Genomic DNA, 19513 nt, shown 5'->3' with positions numbered 1-19513 from the left:
CGGGCCACCCGGGAGGATGGCAGCCCGGCAACGTTCGGGAAGAAATCAGAAGAAGCCCATCGGTTTCGGATCGTAGCTGACCAGAAGGTTTTTGGTTTGCTGATAGTGGTTCAGCATCATCTTGTGGTTTTCACGCCCGATACCCGACTGTTTGTAACCGCCAAAGGCAGCATGGGCCGGATAGAGGTGGTAGCAGTTGGTCCAGACCCGACCCGCCTTGATGCCACGGCCAAAGCGATACGCACGGTTGGCATCGCGCGTCCATACCCCGGCACCCAGACCATAAAGGGTGTCATTGGCAAGGTGCATGGCTTCGGCTTCGTCTTTAAACGTGGTGACAGAGACCACCGGGCCAAAGATTTCTTCCTGAAAAATGCGCATCTTGTTGTTGCCCTTGAAGATGGTCGGCTGGATATAGAACCCGCCTGCCAGATCGCCTTCAAGTTCGGCGCGGTTGCCACCACACAGAAGCTCGGCTTTTTCCTGTTTGCCAATATCAAGATAGGACAGGATTTTTTCCATTTGCTCGGTCGAGGCCTGCGCACCAATCATGGTGTCGGTATCTAGCGGGTTGCCCTGTTTGATGTTGGCAACACGCGAGAGAACGTTATCCATGAATTTGTCATAGATGCTTTCTTCGACCAGCGCGCGCGACGGGCAGGTGCAGACTTCACCCTGATTAAGGGCAAACATCGTCAGGCCTTCGGCGGCTTTCTGGCGGAAGTCATCATCCTGTGCCATCACATCGGCAAAGAAAATGTTGGGCGATTTGCCACCCAGTTCCAGCGTGACCGGAATGATATTTTCACTGGCATATTGCATGATCAGGCGGCCAGTGGTGGTTTCGCCGGTAAAGGCGATTTTGGCAATGCGGTTGCTTTGCGCCAGCGGTTTGCCTGCTTCCACGCCAAAGCCCTGCACAACGTTCAACACACCGGCAGGCAGCAAATCGCCCACCAGATCCATCAAAACGCAAATCGATGCCGGGGTTTGTTCAGCCGGTTTGAGGACAACGCAGTTACCAGCCGCAAGGGCGGGTGCCAATTTCCAGACCGCCATCAGGATCGGGAAGTTCCACGGGATGATCTGGCCGACAACGCCCAGCGGTTCGTGGAAATGATAGGCAACGGTGTTGTCATCAATTTCGCCAAGGGAGCCTTCCTGTGCGCGGATGGCACCGGCAAAATAACGGAAATGGTCAATGGCAAGCGGAATATCGGCAGCCAGCGTTTCCCGCACGGCCTTGCCGTTGTCCCAGCTTTCGGCAACCGCGAGCATTTCAAGGTTCTGTTCCATGCGGTCGGCGATTTTATTAAGGATATTGGCACGGTCCGTGACCGATGTTTTACCCCATTTTTCGGCAACGGCCTGGGCAGCATCAATCGCTTTGTTGATGTCTTCCTCGCTGGAGCGCGCAACTTCACAGAAAACTTTGCCGTTCACCGGCGAAACATTTTCAAAATAACGGCCCTTTGCCGGGGCGACCCATTCGCCACCGATAAAGTTTTCATAGCGCGATTTAAACGAAACAACGCTGCCGGAATCGCCAGGGTTTTTATAGATCATTTGAACTAATCCTCCGTGATGGATGGCGTTTCGCCACTTTTTTAATTTCTCCATCCCCAATCTGGCAAAGCCTGTGCCAATTGGGTGTTTGGGCGGGGAACTTGGAAATAATTCCGTCGGATCAATGCTTTGTCATTATGGGCCGCCAGGTAAACCTGTTGCATTTCCCGGTGCGAAGACCGTGACAGATGGGGCAAAATGTCCCGCTTTTGACACAGTTTTTATGCTTTGGTTCAAGGGTGACGAAACAGGTTGGTCCCTATGGTCGGCTTTGTTAAAGTTCATGTGTGACCGGGTCGCTGATCCTACGCAGTGCAGGCCAGTAAAGGCCGTGAAAACAACCGGCACCACAGAGAGGAATGTCTGATGTCTGGAAACCATGCCGGTGGACGGATCGAGGCTGCCTTGCAACTGAGCGGTGTTGCCCAGAATCGGGCCGTGCTTGAATCGTGGCAGCGCTGCCACGACCAGTTCGGTCTTGTTCATGAAACAGCCCGACGCCCCGAGATTATATCTGAAAGTCAGACCCGCCAGCGCCGCGATCGCAACGGACGGTTATTTCACCATGCCCACGATATGGTGCGCACCCTGTATCGGAAAATCGATACGGCGGGCTATGCGGTTTTTCTAACCGACCATGACGGCGTTATCCTCGACAGTGTTGCCGCCCATTCGATGTTGCCGTCCTTTCGCACCAACGGCCTTTTGCCCGGCGCGATCTGGAGCGAGGAACGCGAAGGGACCAACGGCATTGGCACCTGTCTGGTCGAAGGGCGCGCCATTACCATTCATAATGACGAACATTTTTTAACCCAGCATGCCGGGTTAACCTGCACCGCCGCCCCGGTATTTGACCCCGAGGGTAAGGTATGTTCGGTGCTTGATGTTTCTGCCGTGCGCGATGATATTCGCCGTGAAGATTGCCTGCGGGTGCGCAGTCTGGTGGCCGATTATGCCGACGCGCTGGAACGTATTTTGTTTTTTGACGAATGTGCTAACGACATTATTTTGCATTTGCACCCCGATGCCCACCATGTTGGCACAGCACGCGATGCCTTGCTTGCCGTGGGTGCCGACGGGGCCATTACCGGCAGCACGGCCCTGGCGCGCCGGTTGCTTTCGGCGCGCGGCGGGGCACACAATATTCAGTCCTTGCTGGGAACGGATATGGACAGCCTGATGGACCGGTTGTTGGCCGCAAGTCCGCTTCGCGACAATGATATATCTGCCCGGGCCGTGCCAATCGGCGGGGGCGGGGTGATGTTTGGGCAATTGACCCTGCCGGAAAAACAGCGCCGCCGTTTTTACACCGCCAAGCCCCGGTCTGCCGCCCGCCCGGCCAATGACCTGCATGATATCCCCGATCAGGATGCCGCCCTTCGCCGCCTGTTTCAGGTTGGCAGCAAATTGCTGGCCAATGATATTCACCTGCTGATGTCGGGTGAAACGGGCAGTGGCAAGGAACATCTGGCGCGCGCCATTCACAACAGTGCCGTTGGCGCAGGCCAGCCATTTGTTGCGATTAACTGTGCCGCTTTGCCCGAAAGCCTGATTGAAAGTGAATTGTTCGGCCATGCCAGCGGTGCCTTTACCGGGGCGGCGCGCGACGGTTTTGGCGGGCGCATCAAACAGGCCGATGGTGGCACGCTGTTTTTGGATGAAATTGGCGATATGCCGGTTACCATTCAGGGGCGGTTATTGCGGGTTTTGGAACAGCGCTGTGTCGAACCGCTGGGCAGTACCAAATCGGTGCCGGTTAATTTTCGGCTGATTTGTGCATCGAATGTTGATTTGACCGCCGCCGTTGCCAACGGCAAATTTCGCGAAGATTTGCTCTACCGGATTAAAGGCGCGCGCCTGTCATTGCCGCCCTTGCGCGAACGGGCCGATCTGGCCGACCTGGTGGCACGGTTGCTGGCCGGGTTTGCCAAGGACCAACCCGTACAGTGTGACGACGATGCGATGGTTGTTTTGCACAACCATGCGTGGCCGGGCAATGTGCGCGAACTGGTCAATGTGCTGCAATATGCCAGCGTTTTTGCCGAAAACGGTGTCATCAAGGTTTCGCATTTGCCCGATGATTTGCACAAGGTGGCACAAAATACCGCCGCCCCCGCACGGGGCAACGGCCATAACCCGTTATGGCAGGCCGAACGCGATGCCCTTGGCAAAGCGCTTGGCGAACAGTTTTGGCATGTAAGCAAAACGGCGAAAATGCTGGGGATAAGCCGCAACACCCTGTATCGCAAGATGGAAAAATACGGCATCCAGCGTGCGGGATCTGATCATTATGACAGCGTTGATCCAAAACGTTAGGATGTTGTTCGCGGCTTTTATACCGTGTTTTGTCGATATAAAATGAGCGTAGCGCAGGTGCGCGCGCCCGCCAAAAACGGGGCAACGGCGCAGTTACTAGCGTTTGGGGCGGATATTGCTGCGAATATCAACCAGCCGGTTCAGGGTTTGCAGGGTTTTGTCGCGGTCAACACTGGCAAGGCCCAGCATCAGTGTTTCGATGCAACACAGAAGCGGCGCGTGCAGGGCAACATGTTCGCTTTTGTCGCGCGGCAATGTGATGGCGGTGGCGGCATGTTTTAACAGCGCACTTTGACCGTCAGTGACAATAACAATAATCGGGACGCAAAGCCGTTCGGCCTCGGCGATGGTGGCGGCGGCTTCGCGGTGAATGCGGCCATGTGCCATCATGACGATTACATCCCCGGCGGACATTGCAATCAGCTGTTCGGCAAGGGAAATGCCGGTGCGGTTTAGCTCGTAGGATGGAAAGCCGCTGCGTGAAAACAGGCGGGCGGCATAGGTAGCAATAATGCCCGATGCGCCAATGCCAAAAACCCCGATCCTGTGTGCCTGTGCCAGCAAGGATATGGCGCGTTGCAGCCCGGCGCGGTTTTCGGGTTTGGCCAGTTCCTGCATGGCGTGGGTTTGATCATTGATCATGAAATCAATTGCGGCATCGGCGTCTTTTGAAATTTGGCCGGTGGTCGATGCCATTTTTTCGGTTGGCGAACTGGTGGATTGCAACAAATGCTCCACCGTGTCCTTTAAATCGCGCAGGCCCTGAAACCCCAGCGATTGAATGGTGCGAATAACCGTTGCATCCGAGGTACCGGTTTCGCGCGCAATTTCCAGTGCCGACAGCGTTAAAATATGGCGCAAATTATCGCGAATATAATCCGCCACCGTGCGCATGCTGGGCGAAAGCCGCTGGGCGCGCAGGGTAATGCGTTCGGCGATGCGGTCTGTTGCCAGCTCGGGTGTGGGCTTTTTCACGCGGGTGCAATCCTTTGGGGGCTGTGCCGGTTATGGTTTGGCGACGGCAAATGCCAAATGAGAGGCAATATGCGATTGTACCAAAGACGTCATTAATGCCAAGGCACTGTAAGAGCTTGAAATTGCCACCTCGCGCGAGACCAGAATATAGCGCCCGTTTTGGCAGGCTTTTAGAAACTGGCAAAAGCCGGGAAAAACCTTGTCCATCGCCGCACGTTCCTGCATGGCCCCGTCGCCGCGATCCGCCCGGTAGGGATCAAAGATAAAGTCGGCATCAAGGTCTGGCAAATATTCCGCACCGACTTCGATGCGGTCGCCCTTTGGGATGTTGTTGGTCAGTGCGGGGAACATAAACCCGGCATCGCGCAACACCCGCCCCAACGACCGATAGGTGTGATACAGGCTGATTTTACCGTTCAGGGGCTGAAATACATTTACCGTGATGTCACCGGTTTTCAGGGTGCTTTTTAAGGCGTCAATGCCCGCTTTATAACGGGTTTCAAGGGCGCGTAGCCGGTTTTGCGTGCCCGTCAATTCGGCCAGTTTGCGATAAACATGTTGCGTGCCAAGCGTGCTTGCATCCAGCGATACGGTGGGGGCCAGATATTGCAAAGGCTCAATTGGCGTGGCGCGGATCGGGCTGGTAACGATCAGATCGGGTTTCAGGGCGGCAATCGCTTCAAGGTCGATCTCGGTTGAGCCGATATAGCGGATATTGTCAGTATCAAAATCCACCCCGGTAAGCAGTTTCGATGTGCGTAAATAGGGTTTGCCGTCCAGGCCCATGCGCCCGTGACTGGCAATGGGAATAATGCCAAGTTCGATCAGTGGCACGGTAATATCGACATCATAAAGCGAGATGATGCGTCTGGGCGTTTCTGGCACATCCACCGAGCGGCCAAGGTCATCAGTAAACGGTTTTGCCAGTGCGCCGGGGCTTAGTACCAGCAGTGATAAAAACATCAGGCAGCAGGTCAGGCTATGGCATAGTTTGGTTGCGAACACGGCTGTTTTCCTAAAGCTGATGGCGCTGTTTCCACAGCAAACCCAAAAGAACCGGCACACCTATAACCGCCAGCACCACACCGGCAGGCAGTTGCAGGGGCAAAAACGCCACCCGGCCAATGGTATCGGCGCACAACAACAGTAACGCCCCCCAAATGGCGCTGTTAAACAGGACTGAGAACTGGCGAGATTGCCCGGTTGATAACCGCGCCAGATGTGGCGCAATGAGCCCGATAAAGCCAATGCCGCCAACGGTTGCCACACAGGTTGCCGATAGCACGGCCGCTGCAACAAGCTGGATCATGGCGGTAAGTTTCAAGTTGCTGCCGAGGCCGATGGCGGCCTTTTCCCCCAGAAGGGCAATGTCGGCAGATCGTGCCGTGGCGAACAGGGCGAGGGCGGAAATTGCGGTAAAAAACAGCGCAACGGGGAAAAAATCCCACGACGCCGAAGACAGGCTGCCCGCAATCCAGGCCAGGGCGGTTTGCGCGGTTTGGCTATCTTGTGTGACGAGCAGCATGGCAATGGCCGATGCCAGCAACCATGACAGGCCAATACCCACCAGAACAAACCGCAAATGCGCGACCGACCGGGCAATGATAATCGCCAGCCCGGCAATGGCCAAGCCGCCGGTCATGCCGATAACGGGGCGCAAAAATAACGGTACCGCGGGTAAAAACAGGATTGTGATCAGAACGGCAAAGATGCTGCCTTCGCGCACACCGATTAATCCCGGGTCGGCCAGCCCGTTACGGGTAAAGGATTGCATGGCAGACCCTGCAAGGCCCAGCATCGCCCCGCACAGTGCTGCCAGTAAAATACGCGGGATGCGAAGCGAGATTAAAATTGCCTGTGTGTGGGCCGGGCTGTCATGACCGCTGGAAATCAGTGCCATAATGTCTTTAATGCGGGTCGGGTAGCTTCCCAGCAGCAGCGATGTGATGGCAAGGGCCAGCAATGCGAAAACCAGAAATGAGGCAACACACACAGGACGCAGGCGAAACACAACCAGCCGGTTGCGCCACGCGATGCGGATATGGCCGGTGGCATGGGGGGCCGTGGCACTGGCGTAGGCAGAGGTGATGCCGAGGCTGGCGGCGGGAATGCCGGGGAGGTTGTTTGTCATCGGCTTGTCCTTAACACCATCATGATAAAGACCGGAACACCGATCAGCGCCGTTGCAATGCCGGTTGGAATTTCGTGGGGTAGCAACACCATGCGGGCCACCAGATCGGCTAGAATAAGCAGGGTTGCACCCGAGATGAGGGTAAGCGGCACGGCTTGCCGGTAATCATTGCCATTTTGATAGCGCACCAGATTGGGCACAATCAGCCCGACAAAACCGATAGGGCCGACAAGGGAAACCGCACTGCCCGCACATAATGCTGCCGCCAAAATGGTTAAAAAGCGGATTTGGCGGATGGAAATGCCCAGACCGGTGGCAACAGCATCGCCCAGTTCAAGAACGTTCAGGCGCGGGGCGATAAAAACGGCCAGAACCAGCGCCAAAGCAGACGGGGCAAGGCTGGCATAAAGCATATGAAGTGTGACCCCGGCCAGATCCCCAACCAGCCACAGGCGAATTTTTTGCAGTGTTTCTTCATCCAGCAACAAAATCGCAGTGGTTAACGACGATGCCAGTGCCGAAAAGGCAATGCCGCAAAACGTGACCTTCAGCAGCGTCAGGCCGCCGCGCCCGGCGGATGAAAAAAGCACAGTGATAGAAAAGACGACAAAGCCGCCCAAAGCGGCGGTAAACGGGCGCAAAGGGGCCAAGGCGGCAAGTGATGCTGTAGGCAAGGCCAGCGTTAGGACAACGGCCAGACTGGCCCCGGCATTAAGGCCCAGAATGTGCGGTTCGGCCAGCGGGTTGCGCAACAGGCCCTGTAACAGCATCCCCGACAGGCCGAGATTGGCCCCGGCAATAATTGCGGCCAGCAAGCGGGGTAGGCGAATATCAACCAGCACCCGATGATCGAAATTGCCGCTGTCATAGGATGTGATGGCGTTAAGAATGGTGGCGAAATTGATCGTGCGGGGGCCGAGCATAAGATACAGGCAGGCGCAAATGCCCGTAAATGCGACCAGTGCCAGCAATAAAACCGGAAAGGGCCACGCGGACCTTGAGGCAGATGTCACACTAACCGACATTTTTTAAGCCGCCCTGTTTGCGTAGCGGCAGGAAAACCGGCAGACCGGAAACGGGATTGGTCAGTTTGGTGACCGGGGTTTCAAAAACCGCCGTGATCAGCTCGGCGGTGCAGTCTTGCGGCAAGGTTGCGGGTTGGTGAATGCGCCCGTTTTTTAGGAAAACCAGGTAATCGGCATATTGCAGCGCGAAGTTTAAATCATGCAGCACGGCAACAATTGTCCGTCCATGCTGTGTGCCAAGTTGTGAAATAAGCTCCATCACCTCGACCTGATAGCGCAAATCAAGATAGGTTGTTGGTTCGTCAAACAAGATGATGTCGGTTTCTTGTGCCAGGGCCATGGCGATAAAACAGCGCTGGCGTTGCCCGCCGGAAAGCGTTTCAACTGCGCGGTTTGAAAATTCCAGCGTGCCGGTAATTTCAAGCGCGCGGATCACGGCGTTTTCATCTGCGCTGGTCCAGTGCGCAAACATCCCCTGATGCGGAAACCGCCCGCGCGATACCAGGTCATAGACCGTCATATTGGCAGGCAGCAGCGGGGACTGGGGCAAAATGCCCAGCTTGCGGGCGATATCGCGGGTGTGCTGGGTGGCAATATCCTTGCCGTTTAAATACGTGATGCCGCGAAACGGGCGGTTTAACCGCGACATGGCCCCTAACAATGTTGACTTGCCCGACCCGTTAGGCCCCAGCAAAACCGTTAACCGGTTTTGAGGAATCTCGATTGATATGTCGTGTAAAACGGCACTGTCGCCAAAGCTGAGGCACAAATTTTGCGTCAGCAAAGGGTGTCGGGTGTGTTTTGGCTCAATCTGGGGCATCTGGGTTCTTTATACATGCAGGACAATCAAGGCGAATGAGAAACATTTGCGTTTGTAGTAGTCAAGAAAACAGCGATGAAGTTTTTTTGTTCGCGGGGTGTTTTTAATGAAATTGGCACTTTTGTGCGACTTTTTTGCTGATGGACTCCGTTGGTTCGGGTGAAAAAGATGCCTGATGGTAGTTTGGGGCGATTATAGAAGTTTGACTACTACAAAAATGACAATGATAACCACTCTCATTATCAGCATATGGGGTTTCGGGATATCCCGAAGTGAGGGCGGAGCATGAAACAGAAATATCAACAGAAATATCATCGGTTATGTCGGGCAACGCTGGTTGCGGCATCGATTGGCAGTTTGACGGCGGGGCACGCGGCACAGGCCGATGATGCCGTGCCAAAACCACAAAATACGCAGGCAGAGAAAGGCGCTGTTGCTGCTGGCGATGCGGCGGGGGCCGGGGACGGCGTAACACTGGCCCCGGTCACGGTTACCGCCGACCGGGAAATGACAGCAAAAGCCCGCGAAGTGCAGGGGTATCAGCCTGTCGCCACAACAACGGCAACCCGGATGGAAACGCCGCTGATTGATGTGCCGCAGGCGGTAAATGTGGTCAGCTCGCAGGTGATTGAAGACCAGCGCGCACGGTCGCTTGACGATGCCCTTGCCAATGTAAGCGGTGTTACCCAAACCAATACGCTGGGCGCGACGCAAGATGCGCTTATTCGTCGTGGTTTTGGCAGCAACCGTGACGGGTCGATCCTGACCAACGGTTTGAAATCATCCTTGCCGCGCAGCTTTAACATTACCACCGACCGGGTTGAAGTTTTAAAGGGTCCAGCATCGTCGCTATATGGCATTCTTGATCCCGGCGGCATGATCAACGTGATTACCAAAAAACCGCAAGACGAATTTGGCGGCAATGTTTATGGCAGTGTTTCAAGTTTTGGCGGTGGCACTGCCGGGTTTGATGTGACAGGGCCGGTCGCCGAAGGATCGCCCTTGTCGTTCCGTTTGCTGGGCGAGCATGAAAAAACCGATTACTGGCGTAATTTTGGCGAAATAAAACACGATCAGATCGCCCCGTCGCTGCGCTGGCAGGGCGATGATACCGACGTTACCCTGTCTTATTTTCATGAAACATACAGTGTGCCGTTTGACCGGGGCACAGTGTTTGACCCCAATACCGGCAACGCCGTGGCGGTGGACCCGAAAACCCGGTTTGATGAAGCCTATAACATCACCGATGGCAAATCCGATACTGTCCAGCTTGATGTTGACCATGACCTTGGCGATGGCTGGAATATCGGGTTTGATTATGGTTATAGTCGCAATGAATATTCCGATAATCAGGCGCGCCTGCGGTCCTATGACCCGGCAACCGGTAATCTGGTGCGGCGGGCCGATGCGACGCAGGGCTCCACCATTATTCAGCATTCCGCCCGCGTTGATGTAACCGGCAAGGCCGATATTGGCGGGCTTCAGAACGATATCCTGTTCGGATCATCCTATGATAACAGCGATACACTGCGCACCGATTTGATCCGGTGTAGCAATACCGGCGGGTTTAACATTTACGACCCGGTTTATGGCACTTTACCAGCCTGTAGTAATGTTTCGGCAGCCGATAGCGACCAGACCGAAAAATTGTCTACCGTTTCGTTTTACGGGCAGGATTCCCTGCATTTGAATGACCAGTGGATTTTGGTTGGCGGGTTGCGGTTTCAATATTACGACATGCTGGCGGGCAAGGGCCGCCCGTTTAAAACCAATACCGAACGTTATGGCCATGAAGTTATTCCCAATGGCGGGATTGTTTATAAACTGACACCGGATGTGTCGTTTTACACCAATGCGGCGAAAACATTCCGCCCGCAATCATCCATCGGCAGTTATGTGGGCGATATTGCGCCTGAAGAAGGTGTGGCATACGAAGTTGGCACCAAATTGCAAATCGCCGACGGGCTGACATCAAACATCGCGCTTTATACCAGCGAAAAGCAAAACGTTGCCTATTCCGAAGTTGTGGGCGGCGAAACCGTGGTCAAGGCGGCTGGTTTGGTGCGTGCGCGCGGGGTGGAGGTTGATTTGGCCGGTGCCGTGACCGAGCATCTCGACGTGATTGCCAGCTATGGCTTTACCGACACCCGGATTATGGAAGACCCCGATTATAAGGGCAAACGCCTGCCAAACGTAGCGCGCCATACCGGGTCGCTTTATGTGGCCTATGATTTTGAAAATGCGGTTCCCGGTGCCAGCAAGTTCCGCGCGGGCGGCGGTGTTCGCACCGTTGGCAAACGCCCGGGCGATAACGATAACAGCTATGATTTGCCGGGATACGCCACCGCCGATTTGTTTGCGGCCTATACTGTCAATGCCGCGCGCCCGGTTACCTTCCAGCTTAACCTAAAAAACATTTTCGATAAGGTTTATTACACATCATCGATCGGGTCGAACAGCCTGTCTAACCAGATTGGCGAGCCGTTTAACGCGGTGCTGAGCGTGAAGGTGGATTTCTAAATTCGGTAATAAATACTAACCTGAGCGAACGGCTTTCGGGCTGTTTGTTCAGGCTGGTTTAATCAGACAGCACACCGCGCAATGGGGTGGGGGCGGTTAAACTGTCTAGCGGGTAGCCCGCGAAACTTTTGGTGCGTTCCATGACAATATGGCCGCGAAAGGTTTCGATGCCGATGCTGTCTTTGATCAGCTTTTCCTTGATGCTGTTGAAATGCGGAATGTCGCGGCAGATCATATCAAGGCTGTAATCAAACGGCCCGGCGATTTTATAACACGAAATAACCTCGTCGACCTCGGCAAGGGCGGCTTCAAACTGTTTGAAATCTTCAACCAGATGGCTGCCCAACGTGACCTCGGCCATCACATGCAAATTCGCGCCGATTTTATCAAGGTCGATATCGGCGATATATTGCGAAATCATGCCGTTTTCTTCAAGCTTGCGCACCCGTTCCAGGCAAGGCGATGGCGACAGATTTACCGCCTCGGATAAATCGAGGTTCGATATCCGGCCATTGGTTTGCAATACCTGCAAAATGCGGATGAAAATACGGTCAAGTTTCAACATTCCCTGTTTATGCCGTAACTGGGCGTGAAAGAAAAGTTACTGATTTCCATTGTCGCGCACGCTGGCGTTCGCTATTACCGGAGCAGACCCGAAAAGCGGCACTTATCGCGGGCAATTTGATCAGGGCATCAGGGGCATTTAAATGTGCGGCATTACCGGCCTGTGGATACCAAAGCAGACAGCACAAGGCAGCCTTGGCGACACGGTTGCCGCCATGAACAACGCCTTGTTGCATCGTGGCCCCGATGGCGGCGATGTGTGGATAGATGATGCCGCCGCAATTGCCCTGGGCCAACGGCGCCTGGCGATTATTGATTTAAGCGATGCGGGCAAACAGCCCATGCATTCCGCCGATGGCCGTTATGTGATGGTGTATAATGGCGAAATTTATAATGCCGAGGATCTGCGCGCCAAACTGGCCCGCCACAACATTGCCTGGCGCGGCCATTCCGACAGCGAAGTGATATTGGAGGGTTTTGCCCATTGGGGCATTGCGGAAACCCTGAAATTGCTGATTGGCATGTTTGCCATTGTGTTGTGGGACCGGCAAAACCGCAAATTAACCATGATCCGCGACCGATTGGGCATTAAACCGCTTTACTGGACCCATCATGACGGCAAATTTGGTTTTGCATCGGAATTAAAAGCACTGGTGGCAGGCGGGGTGTGTCCGCGTGATGTGGATAGCGGGGCGCTGGATAATTATTTGCGCTTTGGCTATGTGCCATCGGGCCAGTCGATTTATCGTAAAACCCGGCAATTGCGCCCCGGCCATATGATCGAAATTGATGCCGAAGGGCAAATGCGCGATTCCGTCTATTGGTCGATGGAAGATGTGGTTTTAAATGGCCGCAATAACCGTTGGGCAGGCGATGATGACAGCGCGATCAACGCGCTGGAAGATTTGCTGCGCGATGCTGTGCAACGCCGGATGGTGGCCGATGTGCCACTAGGCGCATTTTTATCGGGCGGAATTGATTCATCGACCATTGTTGCCCTGATGCAGTCGGTATCGGATCGCCCGGTGAAAACCTATTCCATCGGGTTTGAAGACGAAGCCTTTAACGAGGCGGCCTTTGCCGGGGCGGTGGCAAAACATCTGGGGACTGATCATACCGAGCTTTATGTAAGCGCCGATGATGCCCTTAAGATCGTGCCCAAGCTGGCCGATATGTATGACGAACCGTTTTTTGACAGTTCGGGCATACCCACAGCGCTAATGTCGACATTAACGCGAAAGGAAGTCACCGTGGCCCTGTCGGGCGATGGCGGTGATGAAACATTTGGCGGATATAATCGCTATTTATGGGCCAAAAACCTGGCAAAAACGGCAAAATCGATCCCGTTTGGCGCGCAGCAGATTGCCAGCGCCTTAACCCTGCTATCACCGCGCCAGTGGGACCGGGTGTGTTCGGTTTTACCGGTTGGCGGCAAAGCCAGGACGATTGGCGATAAAATTCACAAGGTCGCGCCGCTTCTGGCAATTGGCAATGATATCGACCGCTATGTTGCCCTGCTGGAATTATGGGACCCGCAAACGGTGCGGCCGGGGGGCCGTGGTGATGAAAACCCGGCAGTTTTCCATGTGCCGGGCGAGAAGTTTTCGCGCAACCGCAGCCTTGATTATGTGTCATCGATGCAGATCATGGATACCATGATGTATATGGTCGATGATGTGCTGACAAAGGTGGACCGGGCATCGATGGCGGCATCGCTTGAGGTGCGTGTGCCTTTGATCGATCATCGCGTGATTGAATTTGGCTGGCGTTTGCCTGCGCATTTAAAAATCGACGACGGGGTGGGAAAAATTGCCCTGCGCCGGATATTGCAAAAATACGTGCCCGACGACCTGATCAACCGGCCCAAAACCGGGTTTGGTGTGCCGTTAGCCGCGTGGTTGCGCGGGCCGTTGCGCGACTGGGCCAATGATTTGCTGGCACGGCCCGCCCTTTATGATGATTTCGGGCTGGACCGGAGGGTTATCGACCGAGCGATGAAAGACCATCAGGCCGGGGCCACTAATAATGCGCACCGTTTATGGTCGATCCTGATGTTGTCGGCCTGGCAGCAACGCTGGCAATAGCGGGCGGGCTTCCATCGGGCTGGATGGATATTTTCTCGGTGGCTGGATGTGGGGGATATCCTCTGCCGGTGACGCGTGGCATTTCCCAAGAATATTTTCGAAATATTACATTTTCTTTCACGGCAGCCGTTTGGGATAAGCGGCTCAGGGCGTGTGCCGTGCGCGCTTGTGGCTCAATTCATTGCTCTCCGACGGCGGATGTTGCGCTTGGATGTATGAAATGCCCGTGTTGCGCCGGGGGTTTCGGCATCAGCTTGCAAAATGTCATAATCCTCGTCTTGAAAAATGTTCGAAAATGAACTAAATAACGTTCATTCGGAAAAATTAGCAAGGTCAAGGCAATGTCACGCACGGCGCAGCAACCCGGTTCAGCAATTGAAAATCAGCCCGTATCAGGCGGCGATTACGACCTTGTGGTGATTGGTGGCGGCATTAACGGCACCGGTATTGCCCGTGACGCCGTCGGTCGGGGCTTGCGCGTGTTGCTGTGTGAAATGAACGACCTTGCCAGCGCGACATCATCTGCCAGCACCAAACTTATTCATGGCGGCTTGCGGTATCTGGAACATTACGAATTTCGGCTGGTGCGCGAAGCGCTTAAAGAACGCGAAGTTTTGTGGGGCAATGCGCCGCACATTATATGGCCGTTGCGCTTTGTTTTGCCCCATGTGCCGGGCTTGCGGCCAACATGGATGATAAGGCTGGGCCTGTTTTTATATGACCATTTGGGCGGGCGCAAAAAACTGCCGGGCAGCAAAGGTATTAATTTGGCAACCCACGTGGCCGGGCAGCCGTTAAAGGGCGATTTGCGCAAGGGGTTTGTTTATTCCGACTGCTGGGTTGATGATGCGCGGCTGGTGGTTTTAAACGCGATGGATGCGCGTGACCGGGGTGCTGAAATTTTAACCCGCACCGAATGCGTGGGGGCGGCGCGCCATGCGACCGGGTGGGACGTTACCTTGCGCAACAAAGATAGCGGCGTTAGCCGGGTTGTGCGCGGTAAAATGCTGGTGAATGCGGCCGGGCCGTGGTGTGCATCGCTGATTGACCCGCAAAATGGTGTGGTGGATGCGCAAAAAACGGCCTCGATCCGTTTGGTCAAGGGCAGTCACATTGTGGTGCCCAAGCTGTTTGATCACGATAAATGTTATATTTTTCAAAACCCCGATGGCCGGATTGTTTTTGCCATACCTTATCAGGGCGATTTCACCCTGATCGGCACCACCGATATTGATTACAAAGGCGACCCATCCAAGGTGAAAATCACCGAAGACGAAACCGCCTATCTGTGCGAGCTGGCGACCAGTTATTTCAAAAAGCCGGTGACACCCGAAACCGTTGTCTGGACCTATTCCGGGGTGCGTCCGCTTTATGGTGGCGAAAGCGAAAACGCGTCGAAAGTATCGCGCGATTACACCCTGAAGCTTGATGACGGGCACGGCAAAGCGCCGCTTTTGAACATTTTTGGCGGCAAAATAACCACCTATCGCAAGCTGGCCGAACATGCCTTGCAGATCATTTGCAAAAACCTTAACCGCGACGATGTTGCCTGGACGGAAACTGCAGTGTTGCCCGGTGGTGATTTACCCGGCGGGTTTGATGCGGCGCTTGATCATTACGGCCAGCGTTTTCCGTGGTTGCCCAAAACCATGCTGCACCGTTTGTTGCGGGCCTATGGCAGCAAAATAACGGTTATTCTTGCAGATGCCCGGACGCTGGATGATTTGGGCCAATGTTTTGGTCATGATCTGTATGAGGCCGAATTGCGCTATCTGATCGATCAGGAATGGGCGCATGATGTGGAAGATGTGATTTGGCGGCGTTCCAAGCTGGGGTTGCGGTTAAGTGCCGATGACGTTGCGCGTCTTCGCCAACGGTTGCAACAGCGTGACAAGGCGGTTAGCGCGGCCCAATAGGCGGACGTCGGATTTATAAATGCCGGCTTGGCAAATATATTTCGCGTTGTGTTTGATCTATTCCAACCAAAACAGCAAACCTCGTCTATAGATTGGGGGCTGATTTTGTTTTGCGGATGTTTCATATGCGTTTCAAGCCATTCAAGTCCTCGATCCGCTATCTGAGCTGGTGTGCGTTATTTCTGGTCTGCGGCTTTGCCATTGCCCCGCATTTTGTCGCCGAGGCCTTTGCCCAAATGGCACCTGGTGCAATTGCGGCGAATGACGGGGCCGCCGCCGGTGGCGAAACCTTGCGCAAGGGCTGGATGGTGGTTCAGCTGTTGGGTGGGCTGGCGCTGTTTTTATATGGCATGGACCATCTGGCCGGGGCGTTGCGTGTGCTGGCCGGGTCGAAACTGCGGTTGTTTTTGGGCAAAATGACCCGCAACCGCTTTGTCGCTGTGGCGTCTGGTGCGGTTATTACGGCACTTTTGCAATCATCCTCGGTGACGACGGTGCTGGTGGTGGGGTTTGTGTCCGCCGGGTTAATGACCCTGCAACAATCTATCGCGGTGATTATGGGGGCCAATGTTGGCAGTACCTTAACCGCACAAATCATTGCCTTTCAAATTAACGAAATTGCCCCGGTGCTGATTGCGGCGGGGTTTGCGGCGATGTTTTTTATTCGGATCGAACGCTGGGCCCAGTTGGGCCGTGCCGTTCTGGGCCTTGGCCTGTTGTTTTTTGGCATGGGCATGATGGGCGACGCGATGGAGCCGTTGCGCCATTACGCCCCGTTCATCACCACCATGGCACAAATGACCAACCCGGTCCTGGGTATCGCCATCGCCGCCCTGTTTACCGCCCTGGTGCAATCAAGTGCGGCAACCACGGGTATTATCATTGTGCTGGCCGGACAGGGGCTGTTATCGCTTGATACCGGTATTGCCCTGATATTCGGGGCTAATATTGGCACCTGTGTTACGGCACTTTTGGGCACAATTGGCAAAAACCGCGATGCCCTGCGCACTGCCGTCGCCCATGTGGCGTTTAACGTCATTGGCGTTTTGATCTGGTTGCCGCTTATTCCGCTTTTGGCCGATATCGTGCGCGATATTACCTCGGACCATGCCGGGGCAATTGCCGGTGGCATCGGGCACGAGGATATTGCCCGGCAAATTGCCAATGCACACAGTATTTTTAACATTTTAAACGTGGTGCTTATGATTGGCACCGTCCCCCTGATGGCACGCTTGATCCGGAAAATTGTGCCAGACCGTGCGGGACCGGACCTGGCCCTGGATGCGCAACCAAAATATTTGAATAACGATATGATAAACACCCCGGCAGCGGCATTGGCGGTCATGAAGCAGGAAGTTTTGCATATGGGCGATATTGTGCGTGATATGGCGCGGCAAGGCCGCCATTGCCTGTTGCATCATGATCCCCGGCACTTGCAAGGCATTGTCGAACAGGATGACGGCGTTGACGGACTGCAAGAAGCCATTGTTGCCTATGCCGTGCGCCTGCGTCACGAAGACGCCGCCCCGGTCGACCGTGCCCGGCTGGAAGAACTGGTGGCCGTTGCCAACAACCTTGAAGCCATTGGCGATATTGTAAGCGAAGAACTGGCCGACCTTTTAACCCGGTTAACCCGGCTGGGCCGCGAACCCGATAGCGAAACAACCGATGGCCTTGTGACCTTGTTTCGCGATGCCGAAACCGCCTTGCAAGCCGCCCTGCATGCCTTGGCCGACGAAGACGGCCCCCGTGCCGAAGCCCTGATTGCGGGTAAAGCCGCCTTTAGCGCCCGGCTGGATCATATGCAGTTGTTGATTGCGGAAAAAGTCGGCAGCAGCGAGGAAGATGTAAAACTGTATCGGCTGGAAATTTCTGTGATTGAACGCATTCACCGCCTGTTTACCCGAACCCGGCGGATTGCGCGCAATGCATTGCATCTGGCGGAAAATAAAAACGGCCTTTCTGAACCCGCTGCTACCAGCAGTGCTGAGGCCGCCGAATAAAAAAGACAAAAGCGGGCGCAATATTTGGCGCCCGCTGCGTTTTTTACAGGTTCACAATGTCGCATGTCTGGCAGGGTATGACAGGTTAGTTCGCGGGCGGTTCAAACGGAGCGCCACGCTCGGCCGGGGCGGTGTCGATGTCTTTTTGCATCACCGTTACATCCAGCGCGCGATAACCCAGATGGCGGTAAAAATCCTGCACGGTGCCATTTTGGGAACGCACCATAAGCTGCATCCGCCACACGCCGTGTTCGCGCAGCCAGTTTTCAGCCTGACGCATCAAACGGCGCCCCAGCCCGGTTTTCTGGTGGCCAGGGGCAACCGCCATATAATAAACCCAGCCCCGATGCCCGTCATGGCCCATCATGACAGTGCCAATGATAACGCCATTTACATCCTCCCATACCAGCAGGGTTGCGTTATCCGAACTAATCGCAAAGGAAATATCCCACGCGGGCGGGTTATAGGGGCGATACAGGTTTGTTTCCTGCCAAAGCGTTGTAATTGCGGGAATGTCGTCTAGCAGGGCGGTTCTGGGGTGGGCCGAAATTTCGGAAACAGTCATGGGGCGATCCTTCTAAAAAGAAAGAATTGTCCGAAATTTCACAAGCGTCAATTATTCTTGGGACAGGACGGCAAAAAGAATGGCCCTGCATAAAGCAGGGCCACCAGTTTGTCCGGTTTGTCATATCGGTTGGGGTTGATACGCCGGACGAAAAAGAACCATGCACACCTTACGGGCAAAGCGGAGGGGGAAGGTCCGGGTGAAGAATGGCAAGGTGTTGTTGCGGTTCTTTTTTATAAAATCAAACCGGGCGATTACATCTTTTTCGGTGCGCCCTCGCGGGCAAATGCCGGGTGACCATCGATCGGGCGGGCGGTAACGCGACTAAGTTCAACTTCGCGCACAACATCGCCGGCCTTGTTGGTAATGGTTGCGATATAGGTGCCACGGTCGGTTTCGGCCATTTTGCTCAGCACAAGCTCGCCCTTGCCGCGCATCAGGATCATGGCTTTGGTCAGGGTTTCCATCTGCGCGGTGCTGTATTTGTTGTTAAAGCGGTCCTTGCGGTCGGGTTTGCCCATCATGTGGCGCAATTCGCGAAACTCGCCCCGGTCCGGGCGACCGGTAAAGGCATCCAGCGTAATGTTTTTCACAAGGTCGCCGTTGGCGTTGACCAAACCCAGCACAATCTGTTTGCCATCCTTGCTGGCATCAACTGCGCCGGTTTTAAGGTCGGTATTGGCGTGGCGCAGCAACATGGCGTCGATCAGCAAACGGGCTTCGTCCACGGAAAGCGGGGTGTCGCGCTTCATGGCTTTCATCATGCCGTGATGGCCGCCGAACCCGTCTTTTTTTTGGTCAAAATTGCCATGATGAAATTTACCGCCCTGGCAATCACCGCGCATGCCGTCGTGCATTTCGCTGCGCATATCATCGGGGCGGCTTTGTGCCAGTGCCGATGCTGTGGGGATTACACCCAGGGTGAAAGCAAGAACGGCGGCGGTCATCATCAGTTTACGGGTTGTTTTCATGTTATCCTCGTCACGTTGGGGGAACCGTTTGACGAAGCCATCTAACCCGATAAATGT

14 protein-coding genes are annotated in these 19513 nt (G+C 54.8%); 5 read left to right on the top strand and 9 right to left on the bottom strand.

From position 1 onward, the window contains the following. Positions 1-45: 45 nt before the first annotated feature. Positions 46-1566, bottom strand: a complete 1521-nt coding sequence (adh, locus tag TMES_RS19965) for an aldehyde dehydrogenase (protein ID WP_085585864.1) — start codon at positions 1564-1566, stop codon at positions 46-48. 366 nt (positions 1567-1932) lie between these two features. Here adh and TMES_RS19960 point away from each other — a divergent pair, with 366 nt between their 5' ends. Beyond that, a complete protein-coding gene (locus TMES_RS19960) occupies positions 1933-3882 on the top strand; it encodes a sigma-54-dependent Fis family transcriptional regulator (RefSeq protein ID WP_085585862.1) in 1950 nt (649 codons plus the stop codon). A 96-nt stretch (positions 3883-3978) separates the two neighbouring features. Here TMES_RS19960 and TMES_RS19955 read toward each other — a convergent pair whose 3' ends face one another. From TMES_RS19955 to TMES_RS19935, 5 genes are read right to left on the bottom strand one after another with little or no spacing between them, the layout of a single operon-like run. Next, a complete protein-coding gene (locus tag TMES_RS19955; RefSeq protein WP_211275973.1) occupies positions 3979-4857 on the bottom strand; it encodes a MurR/RpiR family transcriptional regulator in 879 nt (292 codons plus the stop codon). A 30-nt stretch (positions 4858-4887) separates the two neighbouring features. Then, positions 4888-5862 (bottom strand): ABC transporter substrate-binding protein, encoded by a 975-nt coding sequence (locus TMES_RS19950; protein ID WP_211275972.1) that lies wholly within the window; start codon positions 5860-5862, stop codon positions 4888-4890. A gap of 10 nt (positions 5863-5872) precedes the next feature. After that, complete coding sequence (locus tag TMES_RS19945) at positions 5873-6988, bottom strand: FecCD family ABC transporter permease (protein WP_085585860.1); 1116 nt, start codon at positions 6986-6988, stop codon at positions 5873-5875. Further along, positions 6985-8013 (bottom strand): FecCD family ABC transporter permease, encoded by a 1029-nt coding sequence (locus TMES_RS19940; protein WP_085585858.1) that lies wholly within the window; start codon positions 8011-8013, stop codon positions 6985-6987. Before TMES_RS19940 ends, TMES_RS19945 begins: the two co-directional genes overlap by 4 nt. Beyond that, positions 8003-8833 carry an ABC transporter ATP-binding protein gene (locus TMES_RS19935; RefSeq protein ID WP_085585856.1) on the bottom strand — a complete coding sequence of 277 codons (831 nt, stop codon included), beginning with the start codon at positions 8831-8833 and terminating at the stop codon, positions 8003-8005. Before TMES_RS19935 ends, TMES_RS19940 begins: the two co-directional genes overlap by 11 nt. A 285-nt stretch (positions 8834-9118) precedes the next feature. Here TMES_RS19935 and TMES_RS19930 point away from each other — a divergent pair, with 285 nt between their 5' ends. Continuing rightward, on the top strand, positions 9119-11353 hold the full coding sequence (locus TMES_RS19930; protein ID WP_085585854.1) for a TonB-dependent siderophore receptor: 2235 nt from the start codon (positions 9119-9121) through the stop codon (positions 11351-11353). Between the two features lie 58 nt (positions 11354-11411). Here the strand turns inward: TMES_RS19930 and TMES_RS19925 are convergent, their stop codons facing one another. Beyond that, positions 11412-11918: an Lrp/AsnC family transcriptional regulator gene (locus tag TMES_RS19925; RefSeq protein WP_085585852.1), complete on the bottom strand. Its 507-nt coding sequence runs from the start codon at positions 11916-11918 to the stop codon at positions 11412-11414. A gap of 142 nt (positions 11919-12060) precedes the next feature. Between TMES_RS19925 and asnB the strand changes: the two genes are divergently transcribed. The 3 genes from asnB to TMES_RS19910 all read left to right on the top strand — a co-directional run bounded on the left by asnB (position 12061) and on the right by TMES_RS19910 (position 17920). Next, positions 12061-14001, top strand: a complete 1941-nt coding sequence (asnB, locus tag TMES_RS19920) for an asparagine synthase (glutamine-hydrolyzing) (RefSeq protein WP_085585850.1) — start codon at positions 12061-12063, stop codon at positions 13999-14001. A gap of 341 nt (positions 14002-14342) precedes the next feature. Continuing rightward, the gene (gene glpD, locus TMES_RS19915; protein ID WP_085585848.1) at positions 14343-15917 is read left to right on the top strand and encodes a glycerol-3-phosphate dehydrogenase; all 1575 of its coding nucleotides are present in this window, start codon (positions 14343-14345) and stop codon (positions 15915-15917) included. 125 nt (positions 15918-16042) lie between these two features. Continuing rightward, positions 16043-17920 (top strand): Na/Pi cotransporter family protein, encoded by a 1878-nt coding sequence (locus tag TMES_RS19910; protein ID WP_158091280.1) that lies wholly within the window; start codon positions 16043-16045, stop codon positions 17918-17920. A gap of 85 nt (positions 17921-18005) precedes the next feature. Here TMES_RS19910 and TMES_RS19905 read toward each other — a convergent pair whose 3' ends face one another. After that, positions 18006-18485: a GNAT family acetyltransferase gene (locus tag TMES_RS19905; RefSeq protein WP_085585844.1), complete on the bottom strand. Its 480-nt coding sequence runs from the start codon at positions 18483-18485 to the stop codon at positions 18006-18008. 254 nt (positions 18486-18739) lie between these two features. Continuing rightward, positions 18740-19456, bottom strand: a complete 717-nt coding sequence (locus TMES_RS19895) for a hypothetical protein (RefSeq protein WP_085585840.1) — start codon at positions 19454-19456, stop codon at positions 18740-18742. Positions 19457-19513 lie beyond the last annotated feature (57 nt).

Source organism: Thalassospira mesophila (assembly GCF_002115755.1).
Classification (GTDB): domain Bacteria; phylum Pseudomonadota; class Alphaproteobacteria; order Rhodospirillales; family Thalassospiraceae; genus Thalassospira; species Thalassospira mesophila.
The sequence above is the reverse complement of the archived record's forward strand: the minus strand, read 5'-3'. Positions and strand labels throughout refer to the sequence as shown.

Bases quoted from the DNA above. Each gene is read 5' to 3' on its own strand.
- glpD (WP_085585848.1), top strand. From the start codon at position 14,343: ATGTCACGCACGGCGCAGCAACCCGGTTCAGCAATTGAAAATCAGCCC.
- TMES_RS19935 (WP_085585856.1), bottom strand. From the start codon at position 8,833: ATGCCCCAGATTGAGCCAAAACACACCCGACACCCTTTGCTGACGCAA.
- TMES_RS19895 (WP_085585840.1), bottom strand. From the start codon at position 19,456: ATGAAAACAACCCGTAAACTGATGATGACCGCCGCCGTTCTTGCTTTC.
- TMES_RS19940 (WP_085585858.1), bottom strand. From the start codon at position 8,013: ATGTCGGTTAGTGTGACATCTGCCTCAAGGTCCGCGTGGCCCTTTCCG.
- TMES_RS19910 (WP_158091280.1), top strand. From the start codon at position 16,043: ATGCGTTTCAAGCCATTCAAGTCCTCGATCCGCTATCTGAGCTGGTGT.
- TMES_RS19905 (WP_085585844.1), bottom strand. From the start codon at position 18,485: ATGACTGTTTCCGAAATTTCGGCCCACCCCAGAACCGCCCTGCTAGAC.
- adh (WP_085585864.1), bottom strand. From the start codon at position 1,566: ATGATCTATAAAAACCCTGGCGATTCCGGCAGCGTTGTTTCGTTTAAA.
- TMES_RS19930 (WP_085585854.1), top strand. From the start codon at position 9,119: ATGAAACAGAAATATCAACAGAAATATCATCGGTTATGTCGGGCAACG.
- asnB (WP_085585850.1), top strand. From the start codon at position 12,061: ATGTGCGGCATTACCGGCCTGTGGATACCAAAGCAGACAGCACAAGGC.
- TMES_RS19945 (WP_085585860.1), bottom strand. From the start codon at position 6,988: ATGACAAACAACCTCCCCGGCATTCCCGCCGCCAGCCTCGGCATCACC.
- TMES_RS19960 (WP_085585862.1), top strand. From the start codon at position 1,933: ATGTCTGGAAACCATGCCGGTGGACGGATCGAGGCTGCCTTGCAACTG.
- TMES_RS19925 (WP_085585852.1), bottom strand. From the start codon at position 11,918: ATGTTGAAACTTGACCGTATTTTCATCCGCATTTTGCAGGTATTGCAA.